This is a genomic window from Leclercia adecarboxylata (assembly GCF_006874705.1).
In the GTDB taxonomy this organism is placed as follows: domain Bacteria; phylum Pseudomonadota; class Gammaproteobacteria; order Enterobacterales; family Enterobacteriaceae; genus Enterobacter; species Enterobacter adecarboxylatus_C.
On sequence record NZ_CP035382.1, the window covers coordinates 1443417 to 1464146 of the forward strand.

Below are 20730 nucleotides of genomic sequence, written 5' to 3' on the forward strand. Positions count from 1 at the left end.
CCCTCGTGGGCGCAACGGGTGCGCCCACGGGGCGTGCATCTGGCAGGTCTTTTCTTTTTGGTGTTACCAGCTTGCTCGCATACGTTCGCGTACGAGAGCCGAGCTGTGGCGATTGTCGGCACCCAGACGGCTTTTCAGCGTCGGATCCCGGCGAGCGTCATCAATGGCCTGTTGTAAGGTGGTTTTAACCAGCGCCAGATCGAGAGAGGAAGGTGCGTCCGGATTGCTGATATCCAGCAGGTTTTCCAGCAGTCCCAGGGTGGCGTAGTTACTGATGTCATACGCCATTGGCGGGATGGTTGCCGCCAGTTTTTCCAGTGCGTCCACGGTACGCAGCGTGATGCGTGCGGCAGACTCTTTCCCCATCGCGTGGATTAATACGCCCTGGTCATTAAAAGCGATCAGCCGGTTGGCCTGATAGCCGTGGGCCAAAAACGCCCCGGACATCGCTTTGCCGACGATAAGGCCAATCACCGGATGGCCCGCCAGACGCGCATTAGCATAGGCCGCAGCAGCACCGGCCAGCGCCTGGTGAATACCAAATCCCTCTTCGCGACGGCCATAGGCCTGGCTCGGCACGTCGATCACCGCCACAATCGGGCGTTTAACCGCTTTGTCAGCATCGGCCGCGACGGTTTCACTCACCACTTTGGCCAGGGTCCAGCCTTCCAGCAGACCGACTTCACCTCGTGCCGCACGTGGATAGTGGTTGTTGGCATCCGGTACCACCGCAACAAAGCGCACCGCTTCGCCATTCAGCTCGCCGTCCGCCGCCTGAACCGACGGGCAGAGCCCCTCCAGACGTTTGGCATTCGGCGCAAGGGTTTCCAGCCAGAGCTCACCACGGCTAATTGAAGTACTCATCATTTCACCTCCCGGGCAAAGAGCGCGTGAATCTGTTCAGTATCCGCCTGTTTGCGGGTATCGAAGTTGGTCAGGCGTTCGAGATACCAGTCGTAATTGTCGGTGCGGTGTTTTGCCGGCACGCCTTTCGCAATCGCGTCGTTCATCGCCGCTTTCACCGCGTTGACGCCATCGCCCACCAGCGCATCCACCAGCCCGCTTTGATAGCGAATCTCGCCCCCGGTCATGCTCCAGATAAACGGACGGTCGCGGGAGTCATACTCTTCAATGCCCGCCTCCTGCTCAATAACCTGCGGGCCGTTCAGCCCCAGACGCGCTTCGCGGGTCACAATCAGATAGCTGCACAGCGCGGCCGCAATGGACATCCCGCCGAAGCAGCCAACGGTACCGGCGACAATGCCGATGACCGGGGTATAGCGGCGCAGATCGACAATCGCGGCGTGGATATCGGCAATCGCCGCCAGGCCGAGATTCGCCTCCTGCAAACGTACGCCGCCGGTTTCAAGGCTTAATACCGCCTGGGTTGGAATGCCGTTACGGTTATCTTCCGCCGCCAGCTCCAGCGCAGCCGCCATTTTTGCACCAGACACTTCGCCCATGCTGCCGCCCTGGAACGCGCCTTCAATTGCCACGACTACCGCGGGTTTGCCGTTGATGGTGCCTTTCGCCACCACCATGCCATCATCGGCCTGCGGCACAATGCCCTGCGGCCCCAGCCACGGAGAGATAATCCCTTCAAACGGATCCAGCAGTTCGCGATAGCTGCCCTCGTCGAGCAGGGCCTGCGCACGCTGGCGCGCTTTTAATTCGATAAAGCTGCTGTCATCACGCATGGCTCACCCCCTCAAAGACTTGTTCGATACGAATGCGTGCCACGCCCGGCGTTGCGCCAAAGTCGTGGATGGTCAGTTTGCCCGCCGGCAGGCTGCTGACGGTTTGCAATCTGTTGAACAGCGCATCCCAACGGTTACGGCTGTTATCGACCGAGGTGGTGATCTCGATGGTTAATGACTGGCCCTGGTCGGCGGTAAATAACACCTCCATATCCCCGGAGCCAACAACGCCTGCCAGCGCTTTGCCGTTCAGGTTACGGCTGGCGGGCAGAGTTAATGTAATTTTTTCCATAACATCCTCTTAATTCGCTAAATAAGGCGTCTCTATGCGGTCAAGGAACAGCGTGGCGGCAAGCAGGTCGGCCGCGCCGCCCGGAGAGGCATTGAGCAAGAGCATCTTTTTATCTAATACGGCGAGCGCGCGTTGCCCCTCTGGCTGTGCGGTGCCGCCGGCGGCTAATACCGCCCTGGCCCCGTCCTGCATGGTGTCTAACCCCTCCATACCGGCGCGGGAGAGCACGCAGGTATCGGTTAACGAGGTCATGATCGCCATCAGCGCATCGAGCCGGGCATGGGCTTCGGTACCGCCGTTAAGCCGGCTCAGGCGAAGCTGAGGCAACGCTCGCTGCATAATGTGCGGAAATGCCTGCTGCGCCTCTTCGCGCGCGCCCGGCACCCGATAACGGTGGGTGGCGCGCAGTCCTTTACTGAACACTTTCGGCGCGGCGTCATCCGGCAGTTTCGCCAGCTGCGCGGCGGTGTCGGCTATCGTCCGGGCTTGCGCATTGCCACCGAGCATCGCCACGGCGCTGACTAACAAGCCCAGCGCCCAGATAGCGCCCCGGTGGGTATTCACCCCGCCGGTGGCGGCCATCATCTGCTGCTCGCCTTCGCGCCCCAGCCGCCCCACGGTCTGCCGTAGCGCGATATCGGCCGGACGCTGCCAGCTTTGCAGCGCCAGCGCCTGAAACGTGGGGGTCAGGCTATGCGCCGAACGCTCCATCAGCGCGAGCGATAAATCGTGATGCGCGCCGTTCCCCCGACTGTCCACCAGACCGGGTTTCGGGCTGAGTCGCGCTTCGTCAATCAGACACTGCGTGGCGGTTCGCGCCAGCCATTCGGCACCGCCTTCAACCTGGATCCGGGGGAGAAGTTTCATTACCAGCTCCGGAATTTCGCAGGTGGGTTGTACAGACCGCCCGACCATTCAACCAGGTCAGACACGCTGCCAGCCGCCAGCAGAGAGCGGGTGACGTCGGTGCGGCGAATGCCCATATCTTCCGGGTAGAGCACTTTGCCACTCTGGCGCAGCTCGGCGACGCGTTTGGCGTCCACACCCAGGCCGATGTCGGTAATACCCGCGACGGCAGCGACCATGGCACGACGTTCCTCAAGATCTTTGGCCCGGTAGAGGTAAGCAATCCCCTCCTCCGTCAGCACGTGGGTGACGTCATCGCCGTAGATCATGACCGGGGCCAGCGGCATACCGGAGGCTTTCGCCACCTCAACAGCATCGAGTTTTTCGACGAAGGTCGGTTTCACGCCCGCCTGGAAGGTTTCCACCATCTGCACCACCAGCTTTTTACCGCGCTGCATGGGGTCAGGTTCGGTGATCATGTTCAGCCAGGCCGGGGTGGCATGACGACGACCGTGCGGGTCGTGTCCCATGTTGGGCGCACCGCCGAAGCCGGAAAGACGGCCGCGGGTCACGGTAGAGGAGTTGGCATAGCCATCAACCTGCAGCGTGGAGCCGATAAACATATCCACCGCGTACTGCCCTGCCAGCTGGCAGAAGGCGCGGTTGGAGCGCATGGAGCCGTCGGCGCCGGTAAAGAAGATGTCAGGGCGGGCACGAATGTACTCTTCCATCCCCAGCTCACCGCCGAAGCAGTGCACGCTCTCCACCCAGCCGCTTTCAATAGCCGGGATCAGCGTTGGATGCGGGTTCAGCGTCCAGTGTTTACAGATTTTGCCTTTCAGGCCGAGCTGCTCGCCGTAGGTCGGCAGCAGGAGCTCAATAGCGGCGGTGTTGAAGCCGATACCGTGGTTCAGGGACTGAACCTGGTGTTCCGCATAGATGCCTTTGATGGCCATCATCGCCATCAGAATGTGTTCCTGTTTGATCAGGCGCGGGTCACGGGTGAACAGCGGTTCGATAAAGAACGGCTTGTCTGCCACCACCACGAAATCAATCCAGGAGCCGGGGATATCCACACGCGGCAGATCGCACTCGTCGTCCACCAGCTCGTTCACCTGAGCGATGACGATGCCGTCGTGGAAGGCGGCGGCTTCGACCAGCGCCGGGGTATCCTCGGTACTGGCACCGGTATAAAGGTTACCTTTACGGTCGGCTTTAAAACCGGCAATCAGCGCCACGTTCGGCGAGAGATCGACATACAGGCGGGAGTAGAGTTCGATGTAGGTGTGGATGGCACCGATCTCCAGCTGCCCGTCTTCCAGCAGCTGCGAAATACGCAGGCTTTGGGTACCTGAGAAAGAGAAGTCGAGTTTGCGGGCGATGCCCTTCTCAAAAATATCCAGGTGTTCGCTACGACCGACGCTCGGCATAATCATATGCAGATCGTGAACAATTTGCGGGTTCACTTCGGCCAGCGAGCGGGAGAGAAAGTCTGCCTGTTTTTGGTTATTCCCTTCCAGTACGACTTTGTCGCCTGGGGCGATCAGTTTTTCCAGCATGGCGACAAGGTCGCCTGTTGGCAGTACCTTGCCCTGCACCGGGACGGAAGCCAGGCGGCGCGCTTTTTCAGTGCGACGCGTGTTCCAGTTCCGGGCTGGCGTTTGCCCTGATAACATTGTTAACCTCCTGATTCAGCACATCTTTAGGTTTGCTTAACGTTGAGTTAAGTGTGCGCCCTGGTGATAAAGTCATCAATTAAGCGCGCAGGTGAATCATTAGCCTGAGAGTAATAATCAAGGTAAATATTTGTGATCGGGATCAGTTCATGTTTCGGAAAACCAGGCTAAACGGGGTACAATTCGGAAGGTATCGTAAATAACAGACAATAATTAGCATCACCTTTATGGCCCAAATCATTCCATCAGACTTCAACATTGCACCCGACGAGAGCGCAGAATTTGTCCCCATGCGGGGCGTGGCTAATCGCCATCTGCAGACCATGCTGCCGCGCCTCATCCGTCGTAAAGTGCTTTTCACCCCCGTCTGGCAGCGCCTTGACCTGCCGGATGATGACTTCGTTGATTTAGCCTGGAGTGAAGATCCGCTTCAGGCCCGGCACAAACCCCGGCTGGTGGTCTTTCATGGCCTCGAGGGCAGCCTGCACAGCCCCTATGCTCACGGCCTGATTCAGGCGGCGAAAGCGCGCGGCTGGCTGGGGGTAGTGATGCACTTCAGGGGATGCAGCGGCGAACCCAATCGCCAGAAACGCATCTATCATTCCGGCGAAACAGAAGATGGCACCTGGTTCCTGCGCTGGCTGGCAGAGACCCACGGCCCGGCCCCTACGGCGGCGGTGGGCTATTCGCTGGGCGGAAACATGCTCGCCTGCCTGCTGGCAAAAGAGGGCGACAATATTCCTCTGGACGCCGCCGCCATCGTCTCTGCTCCGTTCATGCTGGAACACTGCAGCTATCATATGGATAAGGGCTTTTCGCGCGTTTATCAGCGTTATCTGCTTAACTTGCTCAAAGCCAATGCGGCACGCAAACTGAAGGCATACCCGGATACGCTGCCGGTCAGTCTGCGACAGCTGAAAAAAGTGCGTCGCCTGCGCGAATTTGACGATTTGATCACCGCCAAAATTCATGGTTTTGCCGATGCTATTGACTACTATCGCCAGTGCAGCGCCATGCCGTTGCTCAGCAACATCACGAAACCTGTGCTGATTATTCATGCTAAAGACGATCCCTTTATGGATCATCACTCGATACCCGCGCAGGAATTTTTGCCCGCTAACGTGCAGTATCAGCTGACCGAACACGGCGGACACGTGGGTTTTGTCGGCGGCACGCTGCGTCGCCCGATGATGTGGCTGGAAACGCGTATCCCGGACTGGCTGACCACATACCTGGAACCGATAAGATGATTATTCCCTGGCAAGATCTGGCTCCCGAAACGCTGGATAATCTGATTGAAAGCTTTGTGTTACGCGAAGGCACCGATTATGGTGAACAGGAGCTTTCGCTTGAGCAGAAGGTTGCCGACGTCAGGCGCCAGCTGCAAAGCGGTGAGGTGCTGGTCGTATGGTCCGAGCTGCACGAAACCGTCAACATCATGCCTCGCAATCAATTTCGCGGTTAACCGCGACATCTTTCCATTCAGGGAGTTGCTATGTCCGCCAGACATCCGGTTATTGCCGTTACAGGGTCGAGTGGTGCGGGTACCACCACCACCAGCCTCGCCTTTCGTAAGATCTTCTCGCAGCTGCATCTGCGCGCCGCGGAAGTGGAAGGCGACAGTTTTCACCGCTTTACCCGCCCTGAAATGGATATGGCGATCCGCAAGGCCCGCGATCTCGGCAAACACATCAGCTACTTTGGCCCGGATGCCAACGACTTTGGTCTGCTGGAGCAAACCTTCGCTGAATACGGGCGAAGCGGCACCGGTCAGGCGCGCAAATACCTGCACACCTATGACGAAGCGGTGCCCTGGAACCAGGTGCCGGGCACTTTCACACCCTGGCAGCCGCTGCCGGAACCCACCGACGTGCTGTTTTATGAAGGCCTGCATGGCGGGGTGGTCACGCCGCAACACGACGTGGCGCGCCATGTCGATCTGCTGGTGGGCGTGGTGCCGATTGTTAACCTGGAGTGGATCCAGAAGCTGACGCGGGATACCAGCGAGCGCGGTCATTCCCGCGAGGCGGTGATGGACTCCGTGGTGCGCTCAATGGAAGATTACATTAACTTCCTGACGCCACAGTTTTCCCGCACCCACATTAACTTCCAGCGCGTTCCGACCGTAGACACCTCGAACCCCTTTGCCGCCAAGGCTATCCCGTCCCTGGACGAGAGCTTCGTGGTGATCCATTTCCGCAATCTGGACAATATCGATTACCCCTGGCTGCTGGCGATGCTACAGGGTTCGTTTATTTCGCATATCAATACGCTGGTGGTTCCGGGCGGGAAGATGGGGCTGGCGATGGAGTTAATCATGATGCCGCTGGTGCAGCGGTTGATGGAAGGCAAGAAAATCGATTGAAGCCTTGTTGCCCGGTGGCGCTGCGCTTATCCGGCCTACGTTCGTGCCGTTGTAGGCCCGGTAAGCGCAGCGCCACCGGGCAACGGGCTTACGCCTCGATCACTTCATACGAGTGGGTAATATTTACCGCTTTCTCCAGCATCAGCGCCACGGAGCAGTACTTCTCCGCAGAAAGATCGACCGCGCGGGATACCGCCGCGTCTTTCAGCGCTTTGCCGGTGACCACGAAGTGAAGGTTGATATGGGTGAACAGGCGCGGCGCCTCTTCACGACGCTCTGAGGTCAGTTTCACTTCACAGTCGGTCACATCGTGACGCCCTTTTTGCAGGATCGACACCACGTCGATCGCGCTGCATCCTCCTGCCGCCATCAGGACCACTTCCATCGGGCTTGGCGCTTTATCGCCGGAGTTACCGTCCATCAAAATCTGGTGCCCGGAAGCCGACTCACCGAGGAACGTTAGCCCTTCAACCCATTTCACACGTGCTTGCATTTTTATTAACTCCAGGATTGCATTTTTCCTGACAGATTACGCGCCAGTAACAATTCTGACAACGGAAGTCGACCTGCATCAAGCTGAAGCGAGACACCAGGAGACACGCGGCAAAAGCTATGCTAAAACAGTCGAGATGCTACAGTAATACATTGACGTTACACATGTATGCAGAGGACATCACACATTACAGGCTGCTAATTATTGTGCCAGCCAGACCCCAGGCAGGGGGAAGAATTCGATTGCAACCCCAGAGTACAGGTACATAGCCAGACTCTGGAGACAGCTTATAACAGAGGATAACAGCGCATGGTGCTTGGCAAACCGCAAACAGACCCGACTCTCGAATGGTTCTTGTCTCATTGCCATATTCATAAGTACCCATCGAAGAGCACGCTGATTCACCAGGGTGAAAAAGCGGAAACGTTGTACTACATCGTCAAAGGCTCAGTGGCAGTGCTGATCAAAGATGAAGAAGGCAAAGAGATGATCCTCTCTTACCTGAATCAGGGAGACTTTATCGGCGAACTGGGCCTGTTTGAAGAAGGTCAGGAGCGTAGCGCCTGGGTTCGTGCAAAAACGGCCTGTGAAGTGGCTGAGATCTCTTATAAGAAATTCCGCCAGCTGATCCAGGTGAATCCGGATATCCTGATGCGCCTCTCTTCGCAGATGGCTCGCCGTCTGCAGGTCACGTCCGAGAAAGTGGGTAACCTCGCCTTCCTCGACGTAACGGGCCGTATTGCCCAGACCCTGCTGAACCTGGCGAAACAGCCAGACGCCATGACCCACCCGGACGGTATGCAAATTAAAATTACCCGTCAGGAAATTGGTCAGATCGTCGGATGTTCTCGTGAGACAGTGGGTCGTATCCTGAAAATGCTGGAAGATCAAAACCTGATTTCCGCCCACGGTAAAACCATCGTGGTTTACGGAACACGTTAATTCCGCTAAAACGGCGTGGCATCGCACGATGACACGCCGTTTTTGTCTCTATCCCCATGTGGCGCAGGCTCATTTATCACCCGGAAGTTAACTACGCACTGCGGCAAACCCTGGTGTTGTGTCTCCCTGTGGCTGTGGGTCTGATCTTCGGTCATCTGCAACACGGCCTGCTCTTCTCTCTCGTTCCTGCCTGCTGCAACATTGCCGGTCTGGACACGCCGCATAAGCGCTTCTTTAAACGTCTGACTATTGGCGGCTGCCTGTTCGCGGGCTGTAGCCTGGCCGTACAGCTGCTGCTGGCGCGGGATATTCCGCTGCCTCTGATTCTGACCGTGCTGGCGATGACGCTAGGGGTCACGGCTGAGATCAGCGCCCTGCATGCGCGACTGCTGCCCGCCTCGCTGATTGCGGCCATCTTTACCCTGAGCCTGGCGGGGAATATGCCGGTCTGGGAACCGCTACTCCTCTATACGCTGGGCACCCTCTGGTACGGGCTGTTTAACTGGTTCTGGTTCTGGATGTGGCGTGAACAGCCGCTGCGTGAGTCGCTGAGCATGCTCTATCAACAGCTGGCGGATTATTGCGAAGCAAAATACACCCTGCTGACGCAGCACACCGACCCTGAAAAATCGTTGCCGCCGCTGCTGGCCCGCCAGCAGAAGGTGGTGGATCTCATCAGCCTCTGTTACCAACAGCTGCATATGCTGGCGGCCAACAGGAATCATGAATACAAACGCCTGCTGCGCACCTTCCAGGTGGGGCTGGATCTACAGGAGCACATCTCCGTCAGCCTGCATCACCCGAAGGAGGTGCAGAAGCTGGTGGAGCGCAGTCACGCTGAAGCGGTGATCCGCTGGAACGCGCAGACCGTTGCGGCACGCCTGCGGGTGCTGGCAGACGACATTCTCTATCATCGCTACCCCACCCGTTTCACCATGGACAAGCAGCTCGGCGCCCTGGAAAAAATCGCCCGTCAGCATCCGGATAACCCGGTGGGTCAGTTCTGCGCCTGGCACTTCAGCCGTATCGCCCGCGTGCTGCGCACCCAGCGTCCGCTCTACCCGCGCGACCTGATGGCGGACAAGCAGAAACGCCTGCCGCTGATCCCCGCCCTGAGAAGCTATCTGTCGCTGAAGTCTGCCGCCCTGCGTAACGCGGCGCGCATCAGCGTGATGCTGAGTATCGCCAGCCTGATGGGCGTGGCGCTGCACCTGCCGAAACCCTACTGGATCTTAATGACCGTACTGCTGGTGACGCAAAACGGCTATAGCGCGACGCGGGTGCGTATTCTCCACCGGGCGGCCGGCACGCTGGCGGGGCTGATTATTGCCGGCGTGACCCTGCACTTCCACGTCCCGGAAGGCTACACCCTTGCCGGGATGTTGATGGTGACGCTGGTAAGCTACCTGATCATACGCAAGAGCTACGGCTGGGCGACGGTGGGCTTTACGGTCACGGCGGTGTACACCCTGCAGCTGCTGACCCTGAACGGCGAGCAGTTTATTGTCGCCCGGCTGGCCGATACCCTGATTGGCTGCCTGATCGCCTTCGGGGGGATGGTCTGGCTATGGCCGCAGTGGCAGAGCGGGCTTCTGCGGCAGAATGCCCACGACGCGCTGGAAGCGGATCAGGAGGCTATCCGCCTGATCCTCAGCGACGATCCGCAGCCGACGCCGCTGGCGTGGCAACGCATGAAGGTCAATCAGGCGCACAACGCGCTGTTCAACTCTCTGAACCAGGCGATGCAGGAGCCGGGCTTCAATTCGGCGTATCTGGCGGACATGAAGCTGTGGGTGACGCACAGCCAGTTTATCGTCGAGCATATCAACGCGATGACGACCCTGGCGCGGGAGCATACGATGCTGACGCCAGACCTGGCGCAGCGATATCTGCAGTCGTGTGAAATTGCGCTTCAGCGCTGCCAGCAGCGTCTGGAGTATGACGCGCCGGGCGAAAGCGGGGACAGCAATATTCTGGAAGCGCCAGAGACCCTGACGCAAGGCCCCATGAGTACGCTGGAGCAGCATCTGCAGCGCACCATTGGGCATCTGAACACCATGCACACCATTTCGTCGGTGGCATGGCGTCAGCGCCCGCATCATGGGATCTGGTTGATCCGACGGCTGAAGCGGACGCCGTACTAAATGCCGGGTGGCGCTGCGCTTACCCGGCCTACAAAACCGTAGGCCGGGTAAGCGTAGCGCCGCCGGGCAACACAGCTACTTCTGAACCACCCGCTTCACCGCGGCGGCAAAGCGATTCATCCCTTCATCGATATCCTCGCTCTCCACCAGCAGCGACGGGGCGAAGCGCATCACGTCCGGCCCGGCGTTGAGGACCATTGCCCCTTCACCGGCGGCAGCGTAGAGGAAATCGCGCGCCCGGCCTTTGTATTGCGGCTTCAGCTCGGCGCCAATCAACAGCCCCATACCGCGAATATCGCTGAAGACATCGTATTGGGCATCAATCTGCTGGAGGTGCTTCACAAACTGCTCGCGCTTCGTGTTGACGCCGCTCAGCACCTCCGGGGTGTTGATGATATCAAACGCCGCGCCAGCCACGGCACACGCCAGCGGGTTACCGCCGTAGGTGGAGCCGTGAGAACCCACGTGGAACGCCGAAGCGATATCCTGGGTGGTCAGCACCGCACTGACCGGGAAACCGCCGCCGAGCGCTTTGGCGCTGGTGAGGATATCTGGCGTCACGCCGTAGTGCATGTAAGCAAACAGATCCCCGGTACGGCCCATGCCGCTCTGCACCTCATCAAACACCAGCAGGGCCTGGTGCTGGTCGCACAACTCGCGCAGCCCCTGCAGGAATTCCGGGGCCGCCGCCATTACGCCGCCCTCGCCCTGAATCGGCTCCACCACCACCGCGCAGGTGTGATCGTCCATCACCGCTTTCACCGTATGCAGATCGTTAAACGGGACGTGAATAATGTCGGCCGGTTTCGGGCCAAAGCCATCAGAATATTTTGGCTGTCCGCCCACGGTCACGGTAAACAGCGACCGGCCATGGAAGGCGTTGTGGAAGGCGATGATTTTGGTTTTGAACGGGCTGTGGCGGGTGGAAGCGTAGTAGCGCGCCAGCTTAAAGGCCGTTTCGTTGGCTTCGGTGCCGGAATTCATAAACAGCACGCGCTCGGCAAAGGTAGCGTCGATAATTTTACGCCCCAGACGCAGCGCCGGTTCGTTGGTAAAGACATTGCTGGTGTGCCACAGGGTTTCGCCCTGCGTTTTAAGCGCCTCGACCAGCGCCGGGTGACAGTGGCCTAACGCCGTCACCGCAATACCACCCGCAAAATCAATGTACTCTTTACCCTGCTGATCCCAGACGCGGCTGCCTTTCCCCTTCACCGGGATAAACTCAGCCGGTGCATAAATTGGCAGGATAACTTCATCGAATGTTGCGCGCGTAATTGCAGATTGTTCAGTTGCCATGTAACCCCACCCTTTTTTAAGCAAGAAGCAGAAGTGAAAATATAATCACGAAATATGCTTAAAAAATCACTTTATGGCAACTAAAAATCAACGATGCAGAAAATTAGCCAGCAGCTGGTGGCCCTGTTCGCTAAGAATACTTTCCGGATGGAACTGCACCCCTTCCAGATCCCATTCCCGGTGGCGGATACCCATAATCTCCCGGGTCTCGCTCCAGGCGGTGACTTCAAAGCAGTCGGGTAAGGTGGGTGGGTCAATAACCAGGGAGTGATAGCGGGTCACGATAAGGGGGTTATTGAGGCCAGAGAAGACCCCCGTACCGGTGTGGGTGACGGGAGAGGTTTTGCCGTGCATCACTTTAGCGGCACGAACAATGGTCGCGCCAAAAACCTGACCGATGGCCTGATGCCCGAGGCAGACGCCGAGGATCGGCAATTTACCGGCATAGTGCTCGATCGCCGCCAGCGAGATACCGGACTCGTCCGGCGTGCAGGGGCCGGGAGAGATAACGATTTTCTGCGGGTTCAGCGCCGCGACATCTTCCAGAGAGAGCACGTCGTTGCGCCGGACCACCACCTCCGCCCCCAGCTCGCAAAAATACTGGTACAGGTTCCAGGTGAAGGAATCGTAGTTATCAATCAGCAGAATCATGGCGGCTCCCGAAAAAATGGCCGCCCTATTCTACTCAGTTTCCCGGGCTTCGCTTACCACTTTGCTGAAGATTGTGTTCAGCGCGCTCAGATCGCCCATCGCACCGCTCTGGTTGGCCTGCGCCCACTCTTCCGGGTCGATACCGCGCCAGTCAAGTTGATAGCCTGCATGGATCGCTAACTGTTCAAAGAAGATGCGCTGAACAATCCCGTTTCCGATGCGGAAAGGATGCAGAACGTTGATTTCGCAGTAGTAGTGGCTGAGGCGGTTAATAAAATCCGCTTTCTCGAGCCCGACGAGATACCCCTCCTCCTCAAGATCCTGCATCAGGGCATTGCCCTCTTTTTCGATATAGGCAAAGTGGCAGAACCGGGTGTCGCCCTGATAAATATCCATTTCACGAATATCTCCCGCCCAGTCAAAAATGTCCTGGTAGAGATGGTGGTGGATGGCGCACAGGTGCGGCAGACCGCGCAACAGCGGCCCCAGGCTCAGGGTTGCCGCACGTAGCGCGGTGAATTCATACGCCGCCTGCGCCAGACGCTCAGCCTGACGAATGCCCAGCCGGTTACGCATCACATTCAGTTCCGGATAGAGATAAGGATCGCGATCGTTGCCGTATTTATCGCTCATGCTGCCTCCCTAACGCTTCAAGACGGATCTGCGCCTCATCTGCGCTGAGGGTAACTAACGGGCTGTCGACCCCCTCAAGGCGGCGACTGGCCTGAAAATTCGCGTTTCGCTGTTGTTCCCAGAGACGGGATTTTTGCTTTTCAGTGAGCTTTTTCACCTGTTACCTCCCTGATTGTGCTCGTGTTGCCACAAGTATAAGCAGCAAACTGCGGTTTCGCAGGGAGGTAAAGGCAACGCGGGCAATGCCTGCCCGCGCCAGTAGGGATTAAGGCAGGACTTTCGCAGAGAGGATAACTATCGGTTTTGTCGGCACATTCTGGTAAGGGCCGACGTCGTGCGTCTGTACCTGAGAAATTTTGTCGGCCACGTCCATGCCTTTCACAACTTTACCAAAGACCGCATAACCAAAATCACGCTGGCCGTGGTCGAGGAAGGCGTTATCCGCCACGTTGAGGAAGAACTGGCTGGTGGCGCTGTCTTTATCGGCGGTACGCGCCATTGAGATGGTGCCGCGGCTGTTGCGCAGGCCGTTATCCGCTTCGTTCTTGATTGGCGGGTTCGGCTGTTTCTGCTGCATCTGTTCGTTGAAACCGCCGCCCTGGAGCATAAAGCCCGGGATCACGCGGTGGAAGGTGGTGCCGTTATAAAAACCGCTGTTCACATAATCGAGGAAGTTTTTCACAGAAACAGGGGCTTTCTGACTGTTCAGTTCCAGCTCAATGTTACCGGCAGAGGTGGTCAACAGAACGTGCGGGTCTCCTTTGGCTGCCAGCGCAGCAGGAGAGAGGGCTGAGAGAGCAAGTACAGCCGCGACAGCCGCCAGGGTTGATTTGAGCATGAGAATTCCTTAACAAAGCGCAGTAAAGAAAGCGAATGGCTTGATTCTAAAGAGCAGTATGAATCCAGGCCAGCCATTTACCTAATTTTACGCATTTGAAACAGATGTAACCGTCGGGCAAACTGGCGCCACGGTCATTAACGTGATCTAAATCACACTGAAAACTGCAATTTTCGTTTAATTAATCATAAAAGATTTAATTAGATCACATTCGCGCTTAAAATCTGGCCGCTCGCAGCGCCGTCAACGCGCTTTACATTTCTATTCACAGGCCAGTCATGACTAACAGCAATCGTATCAAGCTCACATGGATCAGCTTCTTCTCCTACGCCCTTACCGGTGCGTTGGTGATCGTCACCGGGATGGTGATGGGGAATATCGCAGACTATTTCAACCTGCCCGTTTCCAGCATGAGTAACACCTTCACCTTCCTGAACGCCGGGATCCTGATCTCCATCTTCCTGAACGCCTGGCTGATGGAAATCGTCCCCCTGAAGACGCAGCTGCGTTTCGGCTTTGTGCTGATGGTGCTTGCCGTCGCCGGCCTGATGCTCAGCCACAGCATCGCCCTGTTCTCCGCCGCTATGTTTGTGCTCGGGCTGGTGAGCGGGATCACCATGTCCATCGGGACATTTCTCATTACCCACATGTATGAAGGCCGCCAGCGCGGCGCGCGTCTGCTGTTTACCGACTCCTTCTTCAGCATGGCAGGGATGATCTTCCCGATGGTGGCCGCAGCGCTGCTGGCACGCAGCATTGAATGGTACTGGGTTTATGCCTGCATTGGCCTGGTCTACGTGGCGATTTTTGTCCTGACCTTCGGCTGTGATTTCCCGGTTCTCGGTAAAAAAGCCCAGACCACCAGCGAGCCGGTGGTGAAAGAGAAGTGGGGTGTCGGCGTGCTGTTCCTCGCCGTTGCCGCCCTGTGCTACATCCTCGGCCAGCTGGGCTTTATCTCCTGGGTGCCGGAGTATGCCAAGGGGCTGGGAATGAGCCTGAACGATGCCGGTCAGCTGGTGAGTGATTTCTGGATGTCGTACATGTTCGGCATGTGGGCATTCAGCTTTATCCTGCGCTTCTTCGATCTGCAGCGGATCCTCACCGTGCTGGCGGGTGCCGCCACCGTGCTGATGTACCTGTTTATCAACGGTTCGCCGGAACATATGCCGTGGTTTATCCTGACGCTTGGCTTCTTCTCCAGCGCCATTTACACCTCGATCATTACCCTGGGCTCCCTGCAGACCAAAGTAGCCTCGCCAAAACTGGTTAACTTCGTGCTCACCTGCGGCACCATCGGCACCATGCTGACCTTCGTGGTCACTGGCCCGATTGTGGCGCACAGCGGCCCGCTGGCAGCGTTACACACCGCTAACGGTCTCTATGCCGTGGTGTTCGTGATGTGCCTGGTGCTGGGCTTTGTGACCCGCCACCGCCAGCACAACACAGCGGCAGCGTCTCACTGATCCCTTACGCCCCTTTGCTTTCTGCAGAGGGGCGGTTTCTGGTAAAACACACCTCTTCTCCCCCACGATCCGTCTGTATCCACGTCTGTGCCAGCTGCGTGGTGGCTATCACCCGCCCCTGACGAATCGACCAGCGTACCGGCACCTGACAACGCACCGCATCAAAACCCGTCTCCGCAGGCAGGATCACCAGATTCGCCGGGTTCCCCGGTTCAATACCGTAACCGGTCAGGCCAAAGGTACGCGCGCTGTTGTGGGTGATCAGGTCAAGACCGCGGTCGATCTGCTGATAGCCCATCATCTGGCAGACGTGCAGCCCCATATGCAGGACCTGCAGCATATTTCCGGTGCCCAGCGGATACCAGGGGTCAAACACGTCATCATGACCGAAGCAGACGTTAATCCCCGCCTCCAGCAGCTCCTTCACGCGGGTGATACCCCGGCGTTTCGGATAGTCGTCAAAGCGCCCCTGCAGATGGATATTCACCAGCGGATTGGCCACAAAGTTAATCCCGGAGAGCTTCAGCAGACGAAACAGCCGTGAAGTATAAGCCCCGTTGTAAGAGTGCATCGCGGTGGTATGGCTGGCGGTGACGCGCGAACCAATCCCGGCCTCGTACGCCAGCGTTGCTACCGTTTCGACAAATCGCGACTGCTCGTCGTCGATTTCATCGCAGTGAATATCCAGCGGCCGGTCGTACTTCTTCGCCAGTTCAAAGGCGATATGCAACGACTGCACGCCGTACTCGCGGGTGAACTCAAAGTGCGGAATGGCGCCTACCACGTCGGCCCCCAGCTTTAACGCTTCCTCAAGCAGGGCGGCGCCGTTGGGGTAAGAGAGGATCCCCTCCTGCGGGAAGGCGACAATTTGCAGCTCGACCCACGGGGCCACCTCCTGCTTCACCTCCAGCATCGCCTTCAGGGCGGTGAGGGTCGGGTCGGAGACGTCCACATGGGTACGCACAAACTGGATGCCGTTGGCGATCTGCCATCTCAGGGTCTTCCACGCCCGGGTTTTGACATCCTCATGGCTGAGCAGCGCCTTGCGCTCTGCCCAGCGCTCGATGCCCTCAAACAGCGTGCCGGACTGGTTCCAGTTCGGCTCACCCGCGGTCTGGGTGGTATCAAGATGAATATGCGGCTCGATAAACGGCGGCAGGGCCAGCCCACCGCGCGCGTTTAACACTTCATAGCTCTCGCTCTGTCCCTCGCCCGTCGGGGTGATTTCGCCAAAACGACCGTTCTCAATAGCCAGTTGCCATAACCCGTCCCGACCCGGTAATCGGACGTTCTGGATAAGCCAAAGCGGTGCTGTAGACATCATATTCTCCCGAAAAAGAGGGCTGAAATTTAGAGGTAACGAAAATTAAAGATTAGGCCCCTAATTTGTACACAAAATCGGCTATCACGAAAAGCCTGCTAATTCCGCTACTTAGAAAAAACCTGACAAATCAGCCATCTACTCACTAAGGAGTAGTTGAAGGCGTATTTGATTTGCATCAATAAGTGGCTTTGCTGAATCGTTAAGGTAGGCAGTAATAGAAAAGAAATCGAGGCAAAAATGAGCAAAGTCAGACTCGCGATTATCGGTAACGGCATGGTCGGTCACCGCTTTATTGAGGATCTTCTTGATAAAGCCGATGCCGCCCAGTTCGACATTACCGTGTTCTGTGAAGAACCCCGTAAGGCGTACGACCGCGTGCACCTCTCCTCCTATTTCTCTCACCACACCGCCGAAGAGCTCTCTCTGGTACGCGAAGGTTTATACGAGAAACATGGCGTGAAGGTACTGGTAGGCGAACGCGCGATTACCATCAACCGTCAGGAAAAAGTGATTCATTCCAGTGCGGGACGCACGGTTTTTTACGACAAACTGATCATGGCGACTGGCTCTTACCCGTGGATCCCACCGATCAAAGGGTCAGAAACTCAGGATTGCTTCGTCTATCGCACCATTGAAGATCTCAACGCTATCGAATCCTGCGCCCGCCGCAGCAAACGCGGCGCGGTAGTCGGCGGCGGCCTGCTCGGCCTCGAAGCCGCGGGCGCGCTGAAAAACTTAGGCGTTGAAACCCACGTCATCGAATTTGCCCCGATGCTGATGGCAGAGCAGCTCGACCACATGGGTGGCGATCAGCTCAAACGCAAAATTGAGAGCATGGGTGTGAAAGTTCACACCAGCAAAAATACCAAAGAGATCGTGCAGGAAGGCACCGAGGCGCGTAAAACCATGCGCTTTGCTGACGGCAGCGAGCTGGAAGTCGACTTCATCGTCTTCTCCACCGGTATTCGCCCGCGCGACAAGCTGGCTACGCAGTGCGGCCTGGCGGTTGCCCAGCGCGGCGGCATTATGATCAACGCCACCTGCCAGACCTCCGATCCGGATATCTACGCCATTGGCGAGTGCGCCAGCTGGGAAAATCACGTCTACGGTCTGGTTGCCCCTGGCTACAAAATGGCGCAGGTCGCCGTTGACCATATCCTCGGCAATGAAAACGCCTTCGAAGGCGCAGACATGAGCGCCAAGCTGAAACTGCTGGGCGTTGACGTGGGCGGTATCGGCGATGCGCACGGCCGCACGCCAAACTCCCGCAGCTACGTCTACCTCGATGAAAGCAAAGAAGTTTATAAACGTCTTATCGTCAGCCCGGATAACAAAACCCTGCTCGGTGCGGTGCTGGTGGGTGATACCAGCGATTTTGGCAACCTGCTGCAGCTGGTGCTGAACGCCATCGAACTGCCGGAAAACCCGGACGCGCTGATCCTGCCTGCCCACGCTGGCAGCGGTAAGCCTTCGATTGGTGTCGATAAACTGCCGGACAGCGCGCAGATTTGCTCCTGCTTCGATGTCACCAAAGGCATGCTGATTTCCGCCATCAACAAAGGTTGCCACACCGTGGCGGCGCTGAAGGCCGAAACCAAAGCCGGTACCGGCTGCGGCGGCTGTATCCCGCTGGTTACTCAGGTGCTCAACGCCGAGCTGGCGAAACAGGGTATCGAAGTAAACAACAACCTGTGCGAGCACTTCGCTTACTCTCGCCAGGAGCTGTACCACCTGATCCGCGTTGAAGGCATCAAATCCTTCGACGAGCTGCTGCAGAAACATGGCCAGGGTTATGGGTGTGAAGTCTGTAAACCGACCGTCGGTTCTCTGCTGGCCTCCTGCTGGAATGAGTATGTGCTCAAGCCGCAGCACACCCCGCTGCAGGACACCAATGACAACTTCCTGGCGAACATCCAGAAAGACGGCACCTACTCCGTCATCCCACGCTCTGCCGGCGGTGAAATTACCCCGGAAGGCCTGGTGGCAGTGGGCCGCATCGCCCGCGAGTTTAATCTGTACACCAAAATTACCGGTTCCCAGCGTATCGGCCTGTTCGGTGCGCAGAAAGACGACCTGCCGGAAATCTGGCGTCAGCTGATTGAAGCAGGTTTCGAAACCGGCCATGCCTATGCCAAAGCGCTGCGTATGGCGAAAACCTGCGTGGGCAGCACCTGGTGCCGCTACGGCGTGGGCGACAGCGTCGGCTTCGGCGTTGAGCTGGAAAACCGCTACAAAGGCATCCGTACCCCGCACAAAATGAAGTTCGGCGTCTCCGGCTGTACCCGTGAATGTGCCGAAGCGCAGGGTAAAGACGTGGGTATCATCGCCACTGAGAAAGGCTGGAACCTGTACGTCTGCGGTAACGGCGGGATGAAACCGCGTCATGCGGATCTGCTGGCGGCGGATATCGATCGTGAAACGCTGATCAAGTATCTCGACCGCTTCATGATGTTCTACATCCGTACCGCGGACAAACTGACCCGTACCGCGCCGTGGCTGGATAACCTGGAAGGCGGCATCGACTACCTGAAATCCGTCATTATCGACGACAAACTTGGCCTGAACGCGACGCTGGAAGAAGAGATGGCGCGCCTGCGTGACGCCGTGATTTGTGAATGGACTGAAACCGTCAACACCCCAGCGGCGCAGGTTCGCTTCAAACACTTTATCAACAGCACCCAGCGCGACCCGAGCGTGCAGGTGGTGCCAGAGCGCGAGCAGCATCGCCCGGCGACACCTTATGAACGCATTCCGGTCATGCTAGTGGAGGAAAACGTATGAGTCAGTGGGTCAACATCTGCAAAATCGACGAGATCCTGCCTGCCACCGGCGTGTGCGCGCTGTTAGGTCATGAGCAGGTTGCCATTTTCCGTCCACGCCACGACGAACAGGTCTTTGCCATCAGCAATATCGACCCGTTCTTCGAGGCCAGCGTGCTCTCCCGCGGGATCATCGCTGAACACCAGGGCGAGCTATGGGTTGCCAGCCCGCTGAAAAAGCAGCGTTTCCGCCTGAGCGACGGTCACTGCATGGAAGATGAGAGCCACTCCGTGAAGCACTATGACGTGCGGGTCAAAGACGGCAAGGTACAGCTGAGAGGCTGATTAATACGGGGATGCAACGCCCCCGTTATTTGTTTTTGATTTTGTAGGCCCGGCAAGCGCAGCGCCGCCGGGCAATTGCCGGATGGCGAAGCAAGCTTCTTATCCGGCCTACGATTTAATTTTTAGCTTTTCTTTTTCATTACTCAGGATAATCAAATGTTTACAGACACTATTAATAAGTGTGCGGATAACGCTGCGCGAATTGCACGCCTCAGTAAAAACAGTCCTCTCGGATTCTGGGTCAGCTCCGCCATGGCGGGTGCCTATGTCGGACTGGGGATTATTTTAATTTTCACCCTCGGCAATCTGCTCGATCCCTCCGTGCGTCCGCTGGTGATGGGTGCCACCTTTGGTATCGCCCTGACTCTGGTGATCATCGCCGGTTCTGAACTGTTCACCGGTCATACCATGTTCCTGACCCTGGGCGTAAAAGCGGGCACTATCACTCAGGGCCAGATGTGGGCGATCCTGCCGCAAACCTGGCTCGGCAACCTGGTCGGCTCCGTGTTTGTCGCCCTGCTCTACAGCTGGGGCGGCGGTAGCCTCCTGCCGGTCGATACCAGCCTCGTGCACACCGTCGCGCTGGCAAAAACCTCCGCACCGGCGATGGTGCTGTTCTTCAAAGGCGCGCTCTGTAACTGGCTGGTGTGTCTTGCTATCTGGATGGCAATCCGTACTGAAGGCGCCGCGAAATTCATCGCCATCTGGTGGTGTCTGCTGGCCTTTATCGCTTCCGGCTACGAACACTCCGTTGCCAACATGACGCTGTTTGCCCTCTCCTGGTTCGGTCACCACAGCGAAGCCTATACCCTGTCTGGTATCGGCCATAACCTGTTGTGGGTAACGCTTGGCAATACTCTTTCTGGGGTTGTATTTATGGGTTGGGGTTACTGGTATGCTACCCCTAAAGCGGAGCGTCCGACTCCGGCTACCATCGCAACCGTTCAGGCGAAAGCCAACCAGTAA

Annotated in this window: 21 protein-coding genes; 9 read left to right on the plus strand and 12 right to left on the minus strand. The window is 57.5% G+C overall.

The window, feature by feature from the left end; genetic code table 11:
• Window positions 1-63: 63 nt before the first annotated feature.
• The 5 genes from mdcE to mdcA are packed head-to-tail and all read right to left on the minus strand — an operon-like array spanning window position 64 to window position 4511.
• Window positions 64-864 carry a biotin-independent malonate decarboxylase subunit gamma gene (mdcE, locus tag ES815_RS07940; protein WP_142487347.1) on the minus strand — a complete coding sequence of 267 codons (801 nt, stop codon included), beginning with the start codon at window positions 862-864 and terminating at the stop codon, window positions 64-66.
• Complete coding sequence (locus tag ES815_RS07945) at window positions 864-1697, minus strand: biotin-independent malonate decarboxylase subunit beta (protein ID WP_142487348.1); 834 nt, start codon at window positions 1695-1697, stop codon at window positions 864-866. Before ES815_RS07945 ends, mdcE begins: the two co-directional genes overlap by 1 nt.
• Entirely contained in the window at window positions 1690-1989 is a 300-nt protein-coding gene (gene mdcC, locus ES815_RS07950) for a malonate decarboxylase acyl carrier protein (protein WP_142487349.1), read from the minus strand. Before mdcC ends, ES815_RS07945 begins: the two co-directional genes overlap by 8 nt.
• Before the next feature lie 9 nt (window positions 1990-1998).
• Window positions 1999-2856 (minus strand): triphosphoribosyl-dephospho-CoA synthase, encoded by an 858-nt coding sequence (locus tag ES815_RS07955; RefSeq protein WP_142487350.1) that lies wholly within the window; start codon window positions 2854-2856, stop codon window positions 1999-2001.
• Window positions 2856-4511, minus strand: a complete 1656-nt coding sequence (gene mdcA, locus ES815_RS07960; protein WP_142487351.1) for a malonate decarboxylase subunit alpha — start codon at window positions 4509-4511, stop codon at window positions 2856-2858. Before mdcA ends, ES815_RS07955 begins: the two co-directional genes overlap by 1 nt.
• A 227-nt stretch (window positions 4512-4738) precedes the next feature.
• Between mdcA and ES815_RS07965 the strand changes: the two genes are divergently transcribed.
• From ES815_RS07965 to ES815_RS07975, 3 genes are read left to right on the plus strand one after another with little or no spacing between them, the layout of a single operon-like run.
• Window positions 4739-5761: a hydrolase gene (locus tag ES815_RS07965; protein ID WP_142487352.1), complete on the plus strand. Its 1023-nt coding sequence runs from the start codon at window positions 4739-4741 to the stop codon at window positions 5759-5761.
• Window positions 5758-5976, plus strand: coding sequence for a YheU family protein (locus ES815_RS07970; RefSeq protein WP_106995183.1), 219 nt, complete (start codon window positions 5758-5760; stop codon window positions 5974-5976). Before ES815_RS07965 ends, ES815_RS07970 begins: the two co-directional genes overlap by 4 nt.
• A gap of 30 nt (window positions 5977-6006) precedes the next feature.
• A complete protein-coding gene (locus ES815_RS07975) occupies window positions 6007-6876 on the plus strand; it encodes a phosphoribulokinase (protein ID WP_142487353.1) in 870 nt (289 codons plus the stop codon).
• Window positions 6877-6964: 88 nt separating this feature from the next.
• Here the strand turns inward: ES815_RS07975 and ES815_RS07980 are convergent, their stop codons facing one another.
• Window positions 6965-7369, minus strand: a complete 405-nt coding sequence (locus ES815_RS07980) for an OsmC family protein (protein ID WP_142487354.1) — start codon at window positions 7367-7369, stop codon at window positions 6965-6967.
• Between the two features lie 309 nt (window positions 7370-7678).
• Between ES815_RS07980 and crp the strand changes: the two genes are divergently transcribed.
• The gene (gene crp / locus ES815_RS07985; RefSeq protein WP_000242758.1) at window positions 7679-8311 is read left to right on the plus strand and encodes a cAMP-activated global transcriptional regulator CRP; all 633 of its coding nucleotides are present in this window, start codon (window positions 7679-7681) and stop codon (window positions 8309-8311) included.
• Between the two features lie 56 nt (window positions 8312-8367).
• Entirely contained in the window at window positions 8368-10455 is a 2088-nt protein-coding gene (locus ES815_RS07990; protein WP_142487355.1) for a YccS/YhfK family putative transporter, read from the plus strand.
• Between the two features lie 75 nt (window positions 10456-10530).
• Here the strand turns inward: ES815_RS07990 and ES815_RS07995 are convergent, their stop codons facing one another.
• The 5 genes from ES815_RS07995 to ppiA form a co-directional block, all read right to left on the minus strand.
• Window positions 10531-11751: an aspartate aminotransferase family protein gene (locus ES815_RS07995; protein WP_142487356.1), complete on the minus strand. Its 1221-nt coding sequence runs from the start codon at window positions 11749-11751 to the stop codon at window positions 10531-10533.
• Window positions 11752-11838: 87 nt separating this feature from the next.
• On the minus strand, window positions 11839-12402 hold the full coding sequence (pabA, locus tag ES815_RS08000; protein WP_142487357.1) for an aminodeoxychorismate synthase component 2: 564 nt from the start codon (window positions 12400-12402) through the stop codon (window positions 11839-11841).
• A gap of 30 nt (window positions 12403-12432) precedes the next feature.
• The gene (locus tag ES815_RS08005) at window positions 12433-13035 is read right to left on the minus strand and encodes a putative adenosine monophosphate-protein transferase Fic (protein ID WP_142487358.1); all 603 of its coding nucleotides are present in this window, start codon (window positions 13033-13035) and stop codon (window positions 12433-12435) included.
• Window positions 13025-13192 carry a YhfG family protein gene (locus ES815_RS08010; RefSeq protein WP_142487359.1) on the minus strand — a complete coding sequence of 56 codons (168 nt, stop codon included), beginning with the start codon at window positions 13190-13192 and terminating at the stop codon, window positions 13025-13027. The genes ES815_RS08005 and ES815_RS08010 overlap by 11 nt, the downstream gene beginning before the upstream one ends.
• Window positions 13193-13300: 108 nt before the next feature.
• Window positions 13301-13873, minus strand: coding sequence for a peptidylprolyl isomerase A (ppiA, locus tag ES815_RS08015; protein WP_142487360.1), 573 nt, complete (start codon window positions 13871-13873; stop codon window positions 13301-13303).
• A gap of 278 nt (window positions 13874-14151) precedes the next feature.
• Here ppiA and tsgA point away from each other — a divergent pair, with 278 nt between their 5' ends.
• Window positions 14152-15336 carry an MFS transporter TsgA gene (tsgA, locus tag ES815_RS08020; protein ID WP_142487361.1) on the plus strand — a complete coding sequence of 395 codons (1185 nt, stop codon included), beginning with the start codon at window positions 14152-14154 and terminating at the stop codon, window positions 15334-15336.
• 4 nt (window positions 15337-15340) lie between these two features.
• Here tsgA and ES815_RS08025 read toward each other — a convergent pair whose 3' ends face one another.
• The gene (locus tag ES815_RS08025) at window positions 15341-16657 is read right to left on the minus strand and encodes a cytosine deaminase (protein ID WP_142487362.1); all 1317 of its coding nucleotides are present in this window, start codon (window positions 16655-16657) and stop codon (window positions 15341-15343) included.
• Between the two features lie 240 nt (window positions 16658-16897).
• On the opposite strand from ES815_RS08025, the gene nirB reads away from it, so the two are divergent.
• The 3 genes from nirB (at window position 16898) to nirC (ending at window position 20730) form a co-directional block, all read left to right on the plus strand.
• Window positions 16898-19441 (plus strand): nitrite reductase large subunit NirB, encoded by a 2544-nt coding sequence (gene nirB, locus ES815_RS08030; protein WP_142487363.1) that lies wholly within the window; start codon window positions 16898-16900, stop codon window positions 19439-19441.
• Window positions 19438-19764, plus strand: a complete 327-nt coding sequence (gene nirD / locus ES815_RS08035; RefSeq protein ID WP_039031530.1) for a nitrite reductase small subunit NirD — start codon at window positions 19438-19440, stop codon at window positions 19762-19764. The genes nirB and nirD overlap by 4 nt, the downstream gene beginning before the upstream one ends.
• 156 nt (window positions 19765-19920) lie before the next feature.
• Window positions 19921-20730, plus strand: a complete 810-nt coding sequence (gene nirC, locus ES815_RS08040; RefSeq protein ID WP_142487364.1) for a nitrite transporter NirC — start codon at window positions 19921-19923, stop codon at window positions 20728-20730.